Origin of the sequence: Streptomyces sp. NPDC059454 (assembly GCF_042749965.1) — a bacterium.
Taxonomy (GTDB): Bacteria; Actinomycetota; Actinomycetes; order Streptomycetales; family Streptomycetaceae; genus Streptomyces.
In genome coordinates, this window is sequence record NZ_JBHYVC010000027.1 from 1 (window position 1) to 16,485 (window position 16,485).

At 72.0% G+C, this 16,485-nt stretch carries 17 protein-coding genes; 7 read left to right on the top strand and 10 right to left on the bottom strand.

The features are described 5' to 3' along the window. Nucleotides 1-153 precede the first annotated feature (153 nt). Genes ACFXAE_RS19730 through ACFXAE_RS19740 form a run of 3 tightly spaced genes read left to right on the top strand, consistent with a single transcriptional unit; the run spans nt 154 to nt 3,217 of the window. On the top strand, nt 154-1,023 hold the full coding sequence (locus ACFXAE_RS19730) for an ABC transporter ATP-binding protein (RefSeq protein WP_384716159.1): 870 nt from the start codon (nt 154-156) through the stop codon (nt 1,021-1,023). Beyond that, nucleotides 1,020-2,543, top strand: coding sequence for an ABC transporter permease (locus ACFXAE_RS19735; RefSeq protein ID WP_384716162.1), 1,524 nt, complete (start codon nt 1,020-1,022; stop codon nt 2,541-2,543). Before ACFXAE_RS19730 ends, ACFXAE_RS19735 begins: the two co-directional genes overlap by 4 nt. Further along, nucleotides 2,540-3,217, top strand: a complete 678-nt coding sequence (locus ACFXAE_RS19740; RefSeq protein ID WP_384716165.1) for an ABC transporter — start codon at nt 2,540-2,542, stop codon at nt 3,215-3,217. Before ACFXAE_RS19735 ends, ACFXAE_RS19740 begins: the two co-directional genes overlap by 4 nt. Here the strand turns inward: ACFXAE_RS19740 and mshD are convergent. Continuing rightward, a complete protein-coding gene (gene mshD, locus ACFXAE_RS19745; protein WP_384716168.1) occupies nt 3,177-4,103 on the bottom strand; it encodes a mycothiol synthase in 927 nt (308 codons plus the stop codon). The genes ACFXAE_RS19740 and mshD overlap by 41 nt on opposite strands. 159 nt (nt 4,104-4,262) lie before the next feature. On the opposite strand from mshD, the gene ACFXAE_RS19750 reads away from it, so the two are divergent. Together ACFXAE_RS19750 and ACFXAE_RS19755 are read left to right on the top strand one after the other, a co-directional pair. Then, nucleotides 4,263-6,086 (top strand): bifunctional metallophosphatase/5'-nucleotidase, encoded by a 1,824-nt coding sequence (locus ACFXAE_RS19750; RefSeq protein ID WP_384716171.1) that lies wholly within the window; start codon nt 4,263-4,265, stop codon nt 6,084-6,086. Nucleotides 6,087-6,471: 385 nt separating this feature from the next. Further along, a complete protein-coding gene (locus tag ACFXAE_RS19755; protein WP_384716174.1) occupies nt 6,472-7,461 on the top strand; it encodes an ornithine cyclodeaminase family protein in 990 nt (329 codons plus the stop codon). Between the two features lie 6 nt (nt 7,462-7,467). Here the strand turns inward: ACFXAE_RS19755 and ACFXAE_RS19760 are convergent, their stop codons facing one another. After that, complete coding sequence (locus ACFXAE_RS19760) at nt 7,468-7,647, bottom strand: DUF1737 domain-containing protein (RefSeq protein WP_384716177.1); 180 nt, start codon at nt 7,645-7,647, stop codon at nt 7,468-7,470. 21 nt (nt 7,648-7,668) lie between these two features. Continuing rightward, nucleotides 7,669-7,950, bottom strand: a complete 282-nt coding sequence (locus ACFXAE_RS19765) for a hypothetical protein (RefSeq protein WP_384716180.1) — start codon at nt 7,948-7,950, stop codon at nt 7,669-7,671. A 121-nt stretch (nt 7,951-8,071) separates the two neighbouring features. On the opposite strand from ACFXAE_RS19765, the gene ACFXAE_RS19770 reads away from it, so the two are divergent. After that, on the top strand, nt 8,072-8,905 hold the full coding sequence (locus tag ACFXAE_RS19770; protein ID WP_384716182.1) for a helix-turn-helix domain-containing protein: 834 nt from the start codon (nt 8,072-8,074) through the stop codon (nt 8,903-8,905). Next, complete coding sequence (locus tag ACFXAE_RS19775; protein ID WP_384716185.1) at nt 8,902-9,108, top strand: DUF397 domain-containing protein; 207 nt, start codon at nt 8,902-8,904, stop codon at nt 9,106-9,108. The genes ACFXAE_RS19770 and ACFXAE_RS19775 overlap by 4 nt, the downstream gene beginning before the upstream one ends. Nucleotides 9,109-9,211: 103 nt before the next feature. On the opposite strand, the gene ACFXAE_RS19780 is transcribed toward ACFXAE_RS19775, so the two are convergent. The 7 genes from ACFXAE_RS19780 to ACFXAE_RS19810 all read right to left on the bottom strand — a co-directional run bounded on the left by ACFXAE_RS19780 (nt 9,212) and on the right by ACFXAE_RS19810 (nt 16,482). Beyond that, nucleotides 9,212-9,604: a DNA-binding protein gene (locus ACFXAE_RS19780; RefSeq protein ID WP_384716188.1), complete on the bottom strand. Its 393-nt coding sequence runs from the start codon at nt 9,602-9,604 to the stop codon at nt 9,212-9,214. Continuing rightward, nucleotides 9,604-9,855 (bottom strand): hypothetical protein, encoded by a 252-nt coding sequence (locus ACFXAE_RS19785; RefSeq protein WP_384716191.1) that lies wholly within the window; start codon nt 9,853-9,855, stop codon nt 9,604-9,606. Before ACFXAE_RS19785 ends, ACFXAE_RS19780 begins: the two co-directional genes overlap by 1 nt. A 77-nt stretch (nt 9,856-9,932) precedes the next feature. After that, nucleotides 9,933-11,999 (bottom strand): pectinesterase family protein, encoded by a 2,067-nt coding sequence (locus ACFXAE_RS19790; RefSeq protein ID WP_384716194.1) that lies wholly within the window; start codon nt 11,997-11,999, stop codon nt 9,933-9,935. A 72-nt stretch (nt 12,000-12,071) separates the two neighbouring features. Further along, on the bottom strand, nt 12,072-13,493 hold the full coding sequence (locus ACFXAE_RS19795) for a sensor histidine kinase (protein WP_384716197.1): 1,422 nt from the start codon (nt 13,491-13,493) through the stop codon (nt 12,072-12,074). Then, entirely contained in the window at nt 13,490-14,224 is a 735-nt protein-coding gene (locus ACFXAE_RS19800) for a response regulator transcription factor (RefSeq protein WP_384716200.1), read from the bottom strand. The genes ACFXAE_RS19795 and ACFXAE_RS19800 overlap by 4 nt, the downstream gene beginning before the upstream one ends. A gap of 68 nt (nt 14,225-14,292) precedes the next feature. Then, nucleotides 14,293-15,360, bottom strand: coding sequence for a S1C family serine protease (locus ACFXAE_RS19805; protein WP_384716203.1), 1,068 nt, complete (start codon nt 15,358-15,360; stop codon nt 14,293-14,295). A gap of 99 nt (nt 15,361-15,459) precedes the next feature. After that, nucleotides 15,460-16,482 carry a LacI family DNA-binding transcriptional regulator gene (locus ACFXAE_RS19810; protein WP_384716206.1) on the bottom strand — a complete coding sequence of 341 codons (1,023 nt, stop codon included), beginning with the start codon at nt 16,480-16,482 and terminating at the stop codon, nt 15,460-15,462. Nucleotides 16,483-16,485 lie beyond the last annotated feature (3 nt).

The following is a 16,485-nucleotide window of genomic DNA, read 5'->3' on the forward strand; positions in this document are numbered from 1 at the left end:
GCCGGGCCCCCGGCCGGCCCGGCCGCCCGCCGCAAGGGGAAGCCCGGCCGGGCGCCTTGCCGGCCAGGGGCCCGGCCGCCCCTCACCCCGGGAGACCGCCGTCCGGCCGCCTTCGGCTCCGTCCATCCGCCTCCACCTGTATGGGAGTTCCGTATGACCCCCACCGTCTCCGCCTCCGGGCTGAGCCTCCGCTACGGCGGCACCCGCGCCCTCGACGACGTGTCGCTGCGGCTGTCCGCCGGCGTCACCGGGCTGCTCGGGCCCAACGGCGCGGGCAAGACCACGCTGCTGCGGGTGCTCGCCACCGCCGTACCGGCCGACCGGGGCACCTTCACGGTGCTCGGCCACGACCCGGGTACCTCGCGCGGCCGCCAGGAGGTCCGGCGCCGGCTCGGCTACCTGCCGCAGACGCCCGGCTTCCACCCCGACTTCACCGCCTTCGAGTTCGTCGACTACGTGGCGATCCTCAAGGAGCTCACCGACCGCCCCGCCCGCCACCTCGAGGTGCGCAGGGTGCTCGACGACGCCGGCCTCGGCGACGTACGCGGCAAGCGGATCCGCAAGCTGTCCGGCGGTATGCGCCAGCGGGTGGCGCTGGCGGCGGCGCTCGTCGGCGATCCCGCGTTCCTCGTCCTGGACGAGCCCACCGTCGGACTCGACCCCGAACAGCGCATGCGGTTCCGGGAGCTGATCGCGCGGGCCGGTGAGGGCCGCACGGTGCTGCTGTCCACGCACCAGACCGAGGACGTGGCGATGCTCTGCCACCGGGTCGTCGTCCTGGCCGACGGTACCGTCCGCTTCGACGGCACCCCCGCCGAGCTGACCGCGCGGGCCGCCGGCCGGGTGTGGAGCAGCGGCGAACGCGACCCCGGCGCGAAGGCCGGCTGGCGCACCGGACTCGGCGCCTTCCGCAACGTGGGCGACCCGCCCGCCGGCGCGGACCTGCTCGAACCCACCCTGGAGGACGGCTACCTGCTCACCCTCGACGGACTCGACGGCACGGACACGGAGGTGGCCGCATGACCACGCTCACCACCGGGACCCCGGCCGCCACGGTCACGGCATCCGGCCCCCGCGCGTCCTGGGCGGCCGTCTTCGCCCTGGCCCGCTTCGAGACCCGCCGGCTCCTGCTGCGGGTGCCGGTCCTCGTCGCCTTCGCCGTGTACCTCGGCTGGACGGTGTGGAAGACCCGCACCTCCTGGGACGGCTTCCCCGCGCTGCAGGACGCCGACCGCGCCACCCAGAACGCACCCCTGCTCGTCGGCCTCGCGGTGCTGCTCTGCGCCAACCAGGCCGTGCTGCGCTCCCGGCGGCACGACACCGACCGGCACCTCGACGTGCTGGTGGTCCAGCCGTGGCGCCGTACGGTCGCCCACCTGCTGTCCGTCGTGGTCCTCGCACTGCTCGCCGGGGTGGGCGTGGCCGGCCAGTTCACCTGGGAGGCGCTCAAGCCGGGCGCGGTCGGACACGGTTCACCGGGCGAACTGCTGGCCGGGCCGCTGTCCGTGCTGGTGCTCGGCGCTCTCGGGGTGCTGCTGGCCCGGCTGCTGGCCTCCCCCTTCGTGGCCCCGCTGCTGATCGTCTTCCTCCTGTTCTTCTTCCTGCTGGCCACCGCCCCCGACAGCGGGGGCCTCCTGCGGTGGCTGTCGCTGACGGTCGACGAGAACACCTACACCCCGATGCCGTCCGAGCTGCTGGGCCGCCCCGCCGCCTGGCACGCCCTCTACCTGACGGGTCTCGCGCTGAGCGCGGCCCTGCTCGCGGTGCTGGTCTCCGGGGGCGCGCGGCTGCGGACCGTCCGGGCGGGCGTCGCCGGCGCGGTGGCGCTGACCCTGGTGGGCGCGGTGGCCCAGTCCCGGGACCTGCCGCCGGAGACCGCCGAGGCGCGTACGCGGTTCTCCGCCACCCCGGAGAAGGAGCAGCGGTGCGCCGAACGGGACGGCACGAGGTACTGCGCCTTCCCGGAGTGGGGAGCGCGCACCGACGACTGGGCCGAGGTCCTCGACGGCGTGCGCTCCCTCGCGGGCGGCACCGCGCAGGACCGGCCGCTCGTCGTACGGCAGCGGATCGAGGCGCGCCACGGCCTGGACACCGACGCGGCGATCGACCCGGCCACCCGCCCCGGCGAGATCACCGTCGGCACGGCCTGGGGCGGCAACCGGGTCCCGGAGTTCACCGTCGCCGTGGCCGGTGTGCTGGTCACGGGCACCGAGGCGGGGGCGGGTGAGATGTGCGACGGCCGGATGGTCACCGTGATGTGGCTGGCGCTCGCCGGCCGGCCCGACCCGATGGCGGACCTGCGGCGGGTGCGCCTGGACGACAGCGACACCGGCTGGGCGGTCGTCCTCTCGCAGACGAGCCCGCTGTCCATGACCGCCGCGCAGACGGAGGTGGTGCGCGAGCTGCTGCGGCGCCCGAAGGACGGGACCGCCGCGAAGGTGAAGGCGCACTGGGCCGAGCTGACGGCCCCGGAGGTGACGACGGACCGGGTCGCGCGGCTGCTGGGCCTGGACGAACCGGAGGCGAAGGAGGAGTGCCTGTGAGGACCGTCGACGTGGCCCTGCTGCGGCCGGCCGTACGGACCATGCCCTGGAGGGCGATCGGAGCGGCCGGCACCCTGGGCCTGCTGATCGCCGCCGCGCCGGGGCTGATGGGCGACCAGGCGACCGGCCCGCTCGCGCTGAACGTGCTGCGGGCGTCCGCCGTGGCCTTCGCGCTGGGAGCGGCCTTCGCGCTGGACGACCCGGCCCGGCACACCACGGCCGCCGTCCCCACCCGGCGGGCCGTCCGCCACGGACTGCGCGTCCTCCTCGTGGCCCCGGTCGCCGCCGTGTGGTGGACGGCCGCGCTGCTCCTCGTCCCGGAGGCCGTACGCCCCCCGGCCGCCGGCGTCACCGTCGAGGCGGCGACGGTCCTCGTCCTCGCGCTGACCGGGGCGGCGCTGGCGGTCCACCGTGGGGACAGCGCCCGGCCGGGTCAGGCGGTCGCCGGGTTCCTGCTCGTCCTGGCGGTCCTGGGCCCGCTGCTGACCCCCGGGAGCTGGGCGTTGTTCGTGCCCCCGGACGACCCGAGGTGGGCGGTGGCCCACGACCGCTGGGCGGTCCTGCTGTGCGCGGCGGTGGCGGCGGGCGCGGCGTGCGCGACGGAACCGGTACGGCGTGTCGGTTCCGGCCGGCTCAGGTCTCCGTCCGGTACATCAGGTCCGTCTCGTACGTGACGAAGCCCAGCCGCTCGTAGACGGACACCGCCGCCTTGTTGTCGGCGTCGACGTAGAGCATGGCGGTCGGCAGGCCCCGGCCGGCCAGGTGCCGCAGCCCGATCGTGGTGAGGGACCTGCCGAGGCCGCCGCCCTGGGCGCCGGGGCTCACCCCGAGGACGTACACCTCGCCGAGGCGTTCCGCCGCGTGCACCTTGGTCCAGTGGAAGCCGACGAGCCGGCCGTCCTTCTCCGCCAGGAAGAACCCCTCGGGGTCGAACCACGCCTCGGCCTTGCGGTCGTCCAGGTCGCGCTGGGTGAGGGAGCCCTGCTCGGGGTGGTGGGCGAACGCGGCGGCGTTCACCGCGAGCCAGGCGGCGTCGTCCCGCCCCGGCACGAACGTCCGTACGCTCACGCCTTCCGGCAGCACCGGGTCGGGCAGGGCGAGGTCGGCCAACGGCCGCCGCATCTGCCGCAGTTCCCGGAACAGCGTCAGACCGAGAACCTGCGCGAGATGCCGGGCGGCGGTGTGACCGCCGTGCGCCCACACCCGCAGCCGCTTCCCGGAGGCGGCGAGCAGCGCCGAACCGAGCGCCCGCCCGTGTCCGTTGCCCCGGTGCGAGGGGTGCACGACCAGTTCGGCGGCCGGCGGCTCCACCGGATCGGTCTCCTCCAGCTGGGCGTACCCGACGAGCTCGCCGTCGACGGAGAGGAGCAGGTGCGAGATCCCGTCCCGCTCCCCGCCGCGCAGCTGCAACCGTCCCTGCTCGGACACCGCCTGCTGTCCGTCGGTCCTGGTCGCCTCGGCGAGCAGGGCGAGGACCGCCTCGGTCTGCTCGGGGCCGAGCGCGGCATACGTCTGGAGCGAGCGGAGGCGGCCGGGCCGTGCGAAGTCGTCGCTGGTCATGCGTACGAGATTAAAGGGAGCGCGCGGGGAGGGCGTCGCGAAACGGACGGCGACGGCGCCGGCGAAAGATAAACCAGGCCGTAACCCTGGAGCCCCTGTTGCGCTACGCGCGTTGACTCTAGGCTGCGCCGGTATCCATTCGGACCCACAGGGGGGCGCATGTCAGCCACATCCCCGGCGCACCACCAGCGCCGCAGACGCCGTACGAACCGTCTCCTCGCGACCGCCGCCGGTGTGCTCACCGTCGGCGCGCTGGCCGCGGCCGCCCTGCCCGGGTCGGCGACGGCGGGCGAGAGCGACGGGAGCAGGGACACGTCCCGCGACCACGGCCGTTACCAGGACGTGCAGTTGCTGTCCTTCAACGACCTGCACGGCAACCTGGAGCCGCCGTCCGGTTCCTCGGGCCGGGTCACCGAGATCCAGCCCGACGGCACGACGAAGACCGTCGACGCGGGCGGTGTGGAGTACCTCGCCACCCACCTGCGCAAGGCGCGCAAGGGCAACCACTACTCCGTCACCGCCGCCGGCGGTGACATGGTCGGCGCGTCCCCGCTCCTCTCGGGCCTCTTCCACGACGAGCCCACCATCGAGGCGCTGAACAAGCTCGACCTCGACGTGACGAGCGTCGGCAACCACGAGTTCGACGAGGGCGCGGCCGAGCTGGGCCGCCTCCAGAACGGCGGCTGCCACCCCACCGAGGGCTGCTACACCGACAAGGAGTTCAAGGGCGCCGACTTCCCGTACCTGGCGGCGAACGTCCTGGACGAGAAGACGAAGAAGCCCGTCCTCAAGCCGTACTGGGTGTGGGAGAAGCAGGACGTCAAGGTCGGCTTCATCGGCGTGACCCTGGAGGGCACCCCGGACATCGTCTCGGCGGAGGGCGTCAAGGGCCTCACCTTCAAGGACGAGGTCGAGACGATCGACAAGTACGCCGAGGAGCTCCAGCGCCAGGGCGTGAAGTCGATCGTGGCGCTCATCCACGAGGGCGGCTTCCCGGCCTCGTCCTCCTACAACTACGACTGCGACTCCCCGGGCGCCGGCGACGGCATCTCCGGCCCGATCGCGGACATCGCCAAGAACATCACGCCGCAGGTGGACGCGCTGGTCACCGGCCACACCCACAACGCGTACGCGTGCACGATCCCCGACCCGGCGGGCAAGCCCCGCACGGTCACCTCGGCCGCGTCCTTCGGCCGCCTCTACACGGACACCACGCTGACCTACGACCGCGTGACGGGTGACATCGCCCGTACGGCCGTGAAGTCCGCGAACCACGTGGTCACCCGGGACGTCCGCGAGGCGCGCGACATGTCCCGCCTGATCGACAGGTGGAACACCCTCGCCGCCCCGATCGGCAACCGCCCGATCGGCCACATCTCCGGCGACATCGTGCGCGACGGCACCGAGTCCCCGCTCGGCGACCTGATCGCCGACGCGCAGCTGGCGTACGGCAGGACGCTGGACGCGGAGACCGACCTGGCGCTGATGAACCCCGGCGGCATCCGCGCGTCGCTCACCCACGCGGCCGGCGGCGACGAGGGCGACGGCGTGGTGACGTTCGCCGAGGCCTTCACCGTCCAGCCCTTCGCCAACACGGTCAACCTGCAGGACTTCACCGGCGCGCAGGTCATCCAGGCCCTGAAGGAGCAGGTCAGCGGTCCGAACGAGGCGGCCCCGAAGATCCTCCAGATCTCGGACGGTCTCACCTACACCCTGGACCTGACGAAGACGGGCGCGGACCGGGTGATCACGGACTCGATCAAGCTCAACGGTTCGGCCATCGACCCGTCCGCCACCTACCGCGTCGCGACGAACAGCTTCCTCGCGGGCGGCGGCGACGGCTTCCCGACCCTGGGCCAGGGCACGAACGACCTGGTCGGCGAGGACGACCTGGCGGCGCTGGAGCAGTACCTGACGGCCAACTCGACGCCCACGTCCCCGATCGCCCCGCCGAAGGCGGACCGCATCACGATCGTGCGGTAGTCACCGACGGGGCCGGTACGAGGCGCGTTCACCGCCTCGTACCGGCCCCGACACCTGCCACGCTCTCTGCATCGCCACTCCGCACATGGAGACAGGGGGCATGTCGATCATCCTGACCGGCCGGGAGGACGCCTATCCGCCCGGTGTCCTCACCGTCGACATCGACTCCCCCGGAATGCTCGGCTTCCACTGATCCCTGCCGGGATTCCACGGCCCGCGACCGGACCGTCCGTGCGGCATCCGCACCGTTCGGCTCGGCGGTGGATCAGGACGTCGTAGGCGTCCGGTCGGCCGGGCCGGCCATTCCCGGCGGCGCGTCCTGCGTGGGGCGACGGCCGCGGTGGGTCACGCTTCGACGGACGGCCGTCGACAGGAGGTGGGCCACATGCTGGTGCTCGGACGTGCGCAGGTGGAGGAACTGCTCGAGCTGGACGCGCTGATCGACGCGCTGGCCGAAGCGATGGCCGATCTCAGCGCCGGACGCGCCTCCGCGCCCGGCCGCATCGCCGCACTCGTCCCCGAACGCGAGGGCTTCCTGGCCGCCATGCCCGGCTACGTGCCTTCGGCCGGGGTGCTCGCGAGCAAGCTGGTCTCCCTCTTCCCGCACAACGCCGGCACCCGGCTGCCGACCCACCAGGCGCTGATCGTGATGTGCGATCCCGGCACGGGCGAGCCCGTCGCGCTGCTGGACGGTACGGCGATCACCGCGGCCCGTACCGGCGCCTGTTCGGCGCTGTCGGCGCGGCTGCTCGCGCGGGCGGACGCGTCGGTGCTGGCCGTCCTGGGGACCGGCGTGCAGGCCCGCGCCCACGCCCGCGCGATGTGCAGGGTGCGCCCGATCGGGCAGATCCGCGTCGCCGGCCGGAACCCGGCGAAGGTGGCCGCCCTGGTCGGCGAGCTGTCGGCCGAACTGGACACCGAGGTGCGGGCGGCGGCCGGATACGCCGAGGCGCTCGACGGCGCGGACATCGTCGCCGCCACGACCCACGCCGTGGAACCCGTCGTCCGCCGCCCCTGGCTGACACCGGGAGTGCACGTCACGTCGGTGGGCTACAACCCGGCCGGCCGCGAGATCGACGACGCCACCGTGGCCGAGGCCCTGGTGTGCGTCGAGTCGCGGGAGGCCGCGCTGGCCCCGTTCCCGACCGGCAGCAACGACCTGCTGACGCCGATCCGCGACGGTGTCATCACACCGGACCACGTCCACGCCGAACTGGGAGAGCTGGTCGCGGGCAGCAGACCGGGCCGGGAGTCGGACGACCGGATCACCTTGTACAAATCGGTCGGCGTGGCGGTGCAGGACGCCGCCGCGGCGGCTCTGGTCCTTGCCGCGGCGCGTGAGAAAGGGGTGGGTGGGGAGGTCGCTCTGCGGTAGGGGCCTCTATCCGGGCCACACGACCGCCTGCGCGACGATCACCCGCTCACCGTCGAAGGTCACCGACGGCCCTTCGTGCAACAGATATCCCATCCCCAGCGCCTCGCTCACCCGGTGGCAGAAGGCCGAGTCGTCGGGACCGGTCAGTACGCGGTAGACGGGCAGCCCGTCCGGTGGTGTCGACATGCGCCCACCGTGCCACACGGCTCACTCGAGCGGGCAGGGGATGCGCGCTCCCCGGCTGACCGCGACGCGCAGCGTCTCCTCCAGCGACTCCGTCGCCCTGGTGAGCGCGAAACGCACGGCCCGTTCACCGGCCCCGGGATCGGCCAGCACGGCCCGTGCGCCGACGAGTACCAGGTGGCCGGAGTCCAGTTGGGCCGCCTCGATGTCGTCGGCGAGCCGCGAGAGCCGGCTGTCGTCGCGGTCGGTGCTGAGGTAACAGGGGTTGCCTTCGGGGGTGGTCCAGGGCAGGAGGCGGAGATTCATGGGGGCGGTGCTCCCTGTGACGAGGGGTTGTTACGGAACGTGCTCCGATCGTCACTGTTTGCCCGTACGCTGCGGAAGGGGTCCGATATTGCCTGCGTGCCGGGCAATGGGGAGGGGTGACATGACCGAACAGCCGCTCGGCCAAGGGGAATCGAAGCGCACGACGCTCGGACGGACGCTCCGGTTCCTGCGGGAGAAGGCGGGTAAGTCCCTTGGCCAACTGGCCGAGGAGACGTCGTACGACAAGAGCTACCTGTACCGCCTGGAGACCGGGGAGCGGCTCTCCAAACGGGCGGTCATGGAGGACCTGGACAGGTATCACGGTTCGGGTGACCTGCTGGTCGGCCTCTGGCGGGATGCGCGCAAGGAGGTGATCAAGGGCAAGTACAAGGCGTTCATGGAGCTGGAGGCGACAGCGCGGGTCATGTGGATGTTCCAGCTCCGGGTGCCGGGACTGTTGCAGACCGAGGACTACGCCCGTGCGGTGTTGTCGGGATTGTCCAGAGCCCAGACAACGGCCGGCAACGGTGACGAAGTCGAGGAGCAGGTCGCGGCACGCATGGGGCGACAGGAGCTGCTGCATCGTCAGCCGCCGTCGAGTATCCGCGTCATCCTGGACGAGGGAGCGCTGCGGCGTCCCGTTCCCGACGCGAAGGTGTGGGCGGAGCAGCTGTCGCACCTGGTGGACTCGACGGAACTGCCGATGGTCGCCCTTCAGGTGCTGCCTTACGCCGCCGGAGTGCACGACCTCATGAGCAGCGACCTCATCCTGCTGTGGCAGCGAGTGGGCGATCCTGTCGCCTACGTGGAGGGCAACGGTATCGGCGAGTTGATCGACGATCCGGACAAGGTCCTGTCCTTCCGTTTGTCCTACGATCTCGTCAGGGACGCGGCTCTGAGCCCGACGGAGTCGACGACGTTCATCAAGCGCCTTCTGGAGGAGTGCAGATCATGAACCGGACCCCTGACTTCACCACCGTTGTATGGCGCAAGTCGTCCTACAGCGACGGGGGCGCGTCGAACTGCGTCGAGGTCGCCGACGGCCACGCCGGCCTCGTCCCCGTGCGGGACAGCAAGGTCCCGCACGGCCCCGTGCTCGTCTTCGGCGCGGCCTCGTGGACGTCCTTCGTGACGGAACTCGGCAGCCATCGGCAGTAGGGCTGGTCGGGCAGCCCACCGGCACCGTCGGCCGAAAAGGCCACGCGCGGCTGACGTTCGCCGTGCGGGGGAGGGTGCCGCCTCGACGAGGGAGGCGACCGGGTCACACCTTGAGTACTTCTACGGTGGGGCCGCAGAGGAGCATCAGGTCCTCGGGGTCGGACGTGAGGACGGTGACCGGTTGGGGTGCCGTGCGGGCGATGGCGGCCAGGGCGGCGTCGATGGCGTACTTGTGGCCGTGGAGGTGGTGGGTGCGCAGGAGGGTTGCAGCGTGGTCCGTGACCGCCTTGGTGACGTCGTGTACGTCCACGCGCGAGAGGACCCATGTGATGCGGGCGGGATGAATGCGCTCATAGTCGGCCTCGAGCGTCGTCATGGCGCTGGTGGACACGCGGACGCCCTCTTCCGAGGCGGCCTGTACGAAGGCCATGACCGCACGGTCCTTGCGGTAGAGCTTCGAAAGCCCTTCGCTGTCGAGCAGGAGGGTACCGGGCATCAGGCCGCAGTCCTGCCGGACTGCCGGTGGTCGTGGCGCAGCAGTGCGCGGGCGGCCTCGACCTCCTCGCGGGTGAGCTCGTCGTCACCGGTCTCGAAGTCGGCGACGATCTCGCGAAGCTTGTCCATGGCGACCCGATGCTCAAGAGCTTCGGCCACGTAGGCGGAAAATCCACCAGGGCCGACGTGGGAGCGCACAGCCTCGGCGAGGTCCTCGGGCAGACTGATCGAGTATTTCTTACTACCGCTCATGCGCTGCATCCTACCAGTAGTGGTAAGAGATGGGTCCCATGCCGAGGACGGCGTGGGACCCGTTGCGAAGGGCGGGATCAGGACGCCGTGGGGGTCCAGCCCGCCAGCCAGTCGGCGACCTCCTGGTCGGCCGCCTGGGCGTCCGTCAGGTGGGGGCGGTTGCCGCTCGCCGCGCCCGCGCCGGAGCCCGTGTTCCTGTACTCGGCGAAGCGGTCGTCCTTCCAGGAGAAGCCGCTCATGTCGGTCCAGGGCGTGGTGCGGACCGCGGCGCTGAGGCTGGTGTTGCGGACCGTGGTCTGCGGGTCCAGGGAGGCGTCGCCGCCGGCGTGCCAGGGGCGGCCGAGGTAGAAGGTGCGGTCGGAGACGCCGCCGTTCACCGTCGAGTTGGCGATGAGGATGCCCTTGCGGTTCGCGGCCGTGCTCGGGGCCGTGACGTAGCCGGCGGAGGTGCCGTCCCAGCGCTTCTTCAGGGTGATGACCGAGCGGTCGATCACCGCGGTGGCCCGGCCGAAGATGAAGTCGACGTTGCCGACGACGTAGGAGTCGGTGACGTAGACCCGGCCCAGCCTGTCCTTGGCGGCGGTGTCCAGCAGAAGCGTGTCCTGGTCGCCCTCGACGATGACGCCGTCGAGGAAGACCTTGTCGGCCGCCGTGCGCAGGGCGACCGCCTGGTGGCCGGAGAGGGACTGGTTGGCGCCCTCGTCGAAGTCGTTGGAGATCGTCAGGTTGCGGGCCTGGAAGTCGTCGGCCTCCACGGCGACCGTGGCGCTGCCGGAGGTGCCGTACGTGCCCGAGCCGTCCGGCTTCTTCGTGCCGGCCGCGTTGTTGTAGACGATCACCGTGTCCTTGCGGCTGCCGCCGGTGCCCTGGAAGGTGACGTGCGGCTTGTTCGACGGGACCTTGACCGTCTCGCGGTACGTGCCCGGCTTGATGGAGATCACCACGCGGGAGGCGTTGTTCGCGGGGACGGCGTCCACCGCCGCCTGGACCGTCCTGTACTGGCCGGTGCCGTCCTTGGCGACGGTGAGGGTGGTGGCCGCCGCGGCCTTCGTCGTGGCCGTCGCCGATGCCGTCGTGCCGATGGAACTCCGGGGTCCCGTGCCCGACTTCAGCAGCGACGGCACGTCCGCCGCCTTGTCGGGGGTGTACGCGTAGTACGTCTTCGGGTCGAACGCCGTACCGCCGCTCTCGTTGCGGCCCGACGTGCCCGAGAAGACGTTGCCGCGCTGCACGATCGTCGCCGTCGCGTCCTTGACGACCGGGTTCCTCATGCCCTGGAAGTAGCTGTTCTCCAGGACCATCCGGGTGCCGCCGCGCGAGTAGTTGCCGTACGAGGAGTCGATGTCCGTGTTCGCGACGTCCTCGAGGAAGTTGTTGTAGAGGTGCGCGTGGGCGGCGTTGTCCGTGGAGGGGTTGCGCTGCTCGGTCTCGCGGATCCAGTTGTGGTGGATCGTGATGTCCGTCGTGACGTTCTCGGTCCAGCCGATGCCGAAGGTCTTGTTGTTCCGGCTCAGCTTGTTCCAGGAGACCGTCACGTACGTGCTGTCCTTGCGGACGTCGATCAGTCCGTCCGCCATGTTCCGCAGGTCGTTGTGGTCGATCCAGACGTGGTGCGCGCCGTCCATCTGGATCGCGTCGAAGTCGTGCTCCTTGTCGTTCCAGACGCCCTGGTAGGCGTCCCGGATCGTCAGGTTGCGGATGATCACGTTGTGCACGCCCTGGCCGAGGAAGAAGCCCCCGCCGACGATGTGCCCGGACGTCCCGGAGCCCACGATCGTCTTGTCGGAGGCGACCTTGATCTCCTTGCCGACCGGGTTCATCGTGATCGTCCCGGCCACGACGATGACGTACGGCTCGGCGGCCGTGGCGTACTTCTCCAGGTCCGCCTGCGTGCGCACGGTGACGGTCTTGCCGTCCCGGCCGCCGTACGTGCCGTTCTGGCCGAGCGCGTCGACGGAGGCGAAGCCGTCGGCGGTGGCGGTGGCCCAGGCGGGGGCGGCGGCCGTCGTCGCGGCGGACGCCTGCTGGGGGAGGAGGTCGGTGCCGTAGGTCAGGAGTCCGGCGGTGGTCAGGGCCACGGGGAGACCGACGGTCAGGAGCTTCCTGGACCTGCGGTGCCGGGCCGTGCTGCGGTGCTCGCTCATGCGGCGATCCGTTCCGTGTGGGGAGGAGACGCCGTTCGGTCGCCGCCCGGCACGGAAAGGTTGCCGCCGTCGTCAGGGCACCTCGGGTGGTGGGGTCGGGGCGCCCGGCAGGCGGACCGTGGCCGTCGTGCCGCCGCCGTCCGCCGGGGCCAGGGACACCTCGCCGCCCGCCTGCCGCACCGTACGGGCCACGATGGACAGGCCGAGGCCGGAGCCGGGGAGGGCACGGGCGCCGGGGGAGCGCCAGAACCGGTCGAAGACGTGCGGGAGTTCGTCGGCGGGGATGCCGGGGCCGTGGTCGCGGACGGTGAGGACGCCGTCGGTCAGGCGTACGTCGATGGCGCCGCCCTCCGGGCTGAACTTCACCGCGTTGTCCAGGACGTTGACCACCGCCCGCTCCAGCGCGGACGGCTCCGCCCGTACGTACCAGGGGTGGACGTCCGCCGTGATCGTCAGCTCGGGACCACGCAGCCGGGCGCGGCGCAGGGCCGACTCGACGACGTCCTGCCAGGCGACGATCTGCGCCCGGCCCGCGTGCTGGCCGGTGTCCGGGCGGGACAGCTCCTGCAAGTCACCGATCAACGCGGCCAGTTCGGTCATCTGGGCCTTCACCGAGGCGAGCAGGGCCCTGCGGTCGGCCTCCGGGATCGGACGGCCCGTCTCCTCGCTGCGGGTGAGGAGTTCGATGTTGGTGCGCAGCGAGGTGAGCGGGGTGCGCAGCTCGTGGCCGGCGTCCGCGATCAGCTGCTGCTGGAGGTCGCGGGAGCCGGCCAGCGCGGACGTCATGGAGTTGAAGGAGCGGGAGAGCCGGGCGATCTCGTCCTCGCTGTCGTCGCCGACGGGGATGCGGACGGTGAGGTCCTCGGTCCGGGCCACGTGTTCCACCGCCCGGGTCAGTTCGTCCACGGGGCGCAGGGCGGTCCGGGCCACCCAGAGGCCGGCGGCGGCGGCGCCCACGACCCCGGCGCCCGCGACGAAGACCAGCACCAGCGCGAGGTTGCTGAGGGAGCTGTTCACCTCGCTCAGCGGGCGCGCGGCGGAGACGGCGACGTCCCGCAGGCCGGGCACGGTGTAGGTGAAGACCCGGTACTGCCCGCCGTCGGACCCCGTCGCCTCGTGCAGCGCGTCGGTGGACGTGCCCTCGGCCACGGCGCGGTCGGCGCCGGTGAGGGGGACCTCCTCCGTTCCGATGATGAGGCAGCTCCCGCCCTTGCCGTCCACGAGCTGTACGGACGAGCCGAAGGGGTTCTGTTCCTGCGTGACGGGGTAGTGGGCGCACAGACCGGTGCGCAGGTCCAGGTACTTGCTCACCTGCTGCCCGTTCATCCGGTTCGCCTTCAGGGCCTCGTCCAGCGAGCTCACCAGCACGCTCTTCACCACGAACCAGCACGCCACCGCCATCGCCGCCACCGCGAACGCCACCGCCGCCGCCACCAGCAGGGACAGCCGGGCCCGGATGGGCAGGGCACGGACGCGGCGGACCAGCCCGCTCACTCCGCGCCGCCCTGCCGCAGTACGTACCCCACCCCCCGCACCGTGTGCACCAGGCGCGGCTCGCCGCCCGCCTCGGTCTTGCGGCGCAGGTACATGACGTACACGTCGAGCGAGTTGGACGAGGGCTCGAAGTCGAAGCCCCAGACCGCCTTCAGGATCTGCTCACGGGTGAGCACCTGGCGCGGGTGCGCCATGAACATCTCGAGGAGGGTGAACTCCGTGCGGGTCAGCTCCACCCGCCGGGTGGAGCGCGTGACCTCGCGGGTCGTCAGGTCCATGCGCAGGTCGGCGAAGGAGAGGACGTCGTCCGACTCGGCGGAGGCGGCCAGGGCCGCCGCGTACGAGCTGCGGCGCAGCAGCGCGCGGATACGGGCGAACAGCTCGTCCAGCTCGAACGGCTTGACCAGGTAGTCGTCCGCCCCCGCGTCGAGGCCGGTCACCCGGTCGCCGACCGTGTCCCGGGCGGTCAGCATCAGGATGGGCGTGGTGTCGCCGCCTGCGCGGATGCGGCGGGCGGCGGTCAGGCCGTCCATGCGGGGCATCTGGATGTCCAGGACGAGCAGGTCGGGCCGGTAGGCCGCCGCCTTCTCCAGGGCGTCCGCGCCGTCGACGGCGACCTCGGTGCCGTACCCCTCGAAGGCCAGGCTGCGCCGGAGCGCTTCGCGCACCGCCGGCTCGTCGTCGACGATCAGGATGCGCTGGGGGTCGCGGTCGCCTTCTGCTGGGCTCATGGGCTCGGGGTTCCTCACGGTTTCTACGGCCTCAGGCCTTCAGCGTCGCACGGTCACCGGGCGGCGCGTCAGGTCGTCGAGCCGGAGCGCAGCGCCGGCAGGTCGGACTTGACGGTGTCGACCGGGATGGCGAAGCCCAGGCCCACGCTGCCCGCGTCGGCCGAGGACGAGCCGCTGCCGCTCGACGAGTACATCGCGGAGTTGATGCCGATGATGTCGCCGTTCATGTCGATCAGCGCGCCGCCGGAGTTGCCCGGGTTCAGGGACGCGTCGGTCTGGATCGCCTGGTAGGTGGTCGTGGAGCCGCCCGTGTCGCCGTTGAACTCCTGGCCGCCGTACTCGAACGGCCAGCCGCCGCCCTGCTGCCGCTGCTGCTGACTCTCGCCCTCGTCCGTCGAAACGGTCACGTCACGGTCGAGGGCCGAGACGATGCCGCTGGTCACCGTGGAGGTCAGGCCCTCCGGGGAGCCGATCGCCACGACCTGGTCGCCGACCCGCACGCCGTCGGAGTCGCCGAGGGTGGCCGCCCGCAGTCCGGAGGCGTCCCGCAGCTTGATCAGGGCGAGGTCCTTGCTGCTGTCGGTGCCGACGGTCTCCGCCTCGTACGTCGTGCCGTCGCTGGTCCGCACCTCGATCGAGGAGGCGCCGGACACCACGTGGTTGTTGGTGACGATCTCGCCGTCGGACGTGATGATCACGCCGGAACCGGTGGAGGACCCGGCGTTCGAGGTCGCGTTGATCTCGACGATGCTCGGGGTGACCGCCTTGGCGACACCGGACACCGTGCCCTTCTGGCTCGACGGTACGACGGTGGTGCTGGTCGAGTCGGCGGCCACCGTGTCGCTGCCGGTCAGCTCCTGCACGCCGTAGGCGGTGCCGCCGCCCACGGCCGCCGCGACGATCGCCACGGCGGCGAGCAGGGCCGCCGGGCCGCGGGTGCGCTTCTTTTTCGCGGGCTGCGGGACGGGTTCCTGTGCGAACGCCGGCGCGGGCTCCTGTGCGGGCTCCTGTGCGGGCTCCTGTGCGAACGCCGGCGCGGGCTGCCGGGGCGGTGCGTACGCCGGCGGGGGCGGCCACTCGGGGTTCACCGGGGCGGGGCTTCCGTACTCGCCGCTGGGGCGGAGGCTCTCGGTCATGGCTCCGAGCCTCGCGCCCGACGATGAGAGCGAGCTGAGTGTGTGCTGAGAAGCCCGGCAGAACCTCGTATGCCCGATATAAAGGCCGACGGCGCCCGGTTACCTGCAGCCGCAGGAGTGGCGTACCACCAGGCGGGACGGGAACACCTTCAGCCGCTCGCGGCGCGAGCCCGTCACCCGCACGCCGTCGTCCAGGACGAGGTCGACCGCCGCGCGGGCCATCGCCGAACGGTCGGAGGCGACCGTGGTCAGCTGCGGGTCCGCGAGCGCCGCCTCCTTGATGTCGTCGAACCCGGCGACCGCCAGCTCGCCCGGCACGTCGATCCGCAGCTCCCGCGCGGCGCGCAGGATGCCGATCGCCTGGTCGTCGGTGGAGCAGAAGACCGCGGGCGGGCGGTTCGGGCCGGACAGGATGTCCAGGCCGACACGGTAGGCGTCGTAGCGGTTGTACGGGGCCTCGAAGAGGCGGCCCTCGGTCGGGATGCCGGCCTCCTCCATCGCGCGCCGCCAGCCCTCGACGTGGTCGGAGACCGGGTCGCCGACGGCGGGGGTCTCCGCGGTGCCGCCGACGCAGGCCACGTACTCGTTGCCGTGTTCCAGCAGGTGGCGCACGGCGAGCTGGGCGCCGCCGAGGTCGTCGGTGACGACGGCGACGTCGTCGATCGCCTCCGGGCGCTCGTGCAGCAGCACGATCCGGGCGTCCCACGCCTCGATCTCCGCGGCGGCCTGGTCGTTGAGCGCGTGGCTGACCAGGATCAGGCCGGAGACCCGCATGCCGAGGAAGGCCCGCAGGTAGTGGACCTCGCGCTCGGCGACGTAGTCGGTGTTGCCGACGAGCACCATCTTCCCGCGCTCGGAGGCGGCCTGCTCGACCGCGTGCGCCATCTCGCCGAAGAACGGCTGACGGGCGTCCGGGATGATCAGGCCTATGAGGTCCGTGCGCCGCGAGGCCATCGCCTGGGCGACCCGGTCCGGCCGGTACCCCAGCTCCTTGATCGCGGCGAGGACGCGCTCGCGCGTGGCCGGGGCGACCGGCCGGGGTCCGTTGTTGATGACATAACTGACGACGGCGGTGGACGTCCCCGCCAGCCGCGCCACATCATCCCTGGTTACCTTGGCCACGCG

Coding starts and splice junctions, on each gene's coding strand:
- ACFXAE_RS19800 (WP_384716200.1), bottom strand. CDS start 14,224: ATGAGCCCAGCAGAAGGCGACCGCGACCCCCAGCGCATCCTGATCGTC.
- ACFXAE_RS19805 (WP_384716203.1), bottom strand. CDS start 15,360: ATGACCGAGAGCCTCCGCCCCAGCGGCGAGTACGGAAGCCCCGCCCCG.
- ACFXAE_RS19770 (WP_384716182.1), top strand. CDS start 8,072: ATGACCGAACAGCCGCTCGGCCAAGGGGAATCGAAGCGCACGACGCTC.
- ACFXAE_RS19760 (WP_384716177.1), bottom strand. CDS start 7,647: ATGTCGACACCACCGGACGGGCTGCCCGTCTACCGCGTACTGACCGGT.
- ACFXAE_RS19755 (WP_384716174.1), top strand. CDS start 6,472: ATGCTGGTGCTCGGACGTGCGCAGGTGGAGGAACTGCTCGAGCTGGAC.
- ACFXAE_RS19735 (WP_384716162.1), top strand. CDS start 1,020: ATGACCACGCTCACCACCGGGACCCCGGCCGCCACGGTCACGGCATCC.
- mshD (WP_384716168.1), bottom strand. CDS start 4,103: ATGACCAGCGACGACTTCGCACGGCCCGGCCGCCTCCGCTCGCTCCAG.
- ACFXAE_RS19730 (WP_384716159.1), top strand. CDS start 154: ATGACCCCCACCGTCTCCGCCTCCGGGCTGAGCCTCCGCTACGGCGGC.
- ACFXAE_RS19775 (WP_384716185.1), top strand. CDS start 8,902: ATGAACCGGACCCCTGACTTCACCACCGTTGTATGGCGCAAGTCGTCC.
- ACFXAE_RS19780 (WP_384716188.1), bottom strand. CDS start 9,604: ATGCCCGGTACCCTCCTGCTCGACAGCGAAGGGCTTTCGAAGCTCTAC.
- ACFXAE_RS19750 (WP_384716171.1), top strand. CDS start 4,263: ATGTCAGCCACATCCCCGGCGCACCACCAGCGCCGCAGACGCCGTACG.
- ACFXAE_RS19790 (WP_384716194.1), bottom strand. CDS start 11,999: ATGAGCGAGCACCGCAGCACGGCCCGGCACCGCAGGTCCAGGAAGCTC.
- ACFXAE_RS19785 (WP_384716191.1), bottom strand. CDS start 9,855: ATGAGCGGTAGTAAGAAATACTCGATCAGTCTGCCCGAGGACCTCGCC.
- ACFXAE_RS19765 (WP_384716180.1), bottom strand. CDS start 7,950: ATGAATCTCCGCCTCCTGCCCTGGACCACCCCCGAAGGCAACCCCTGT.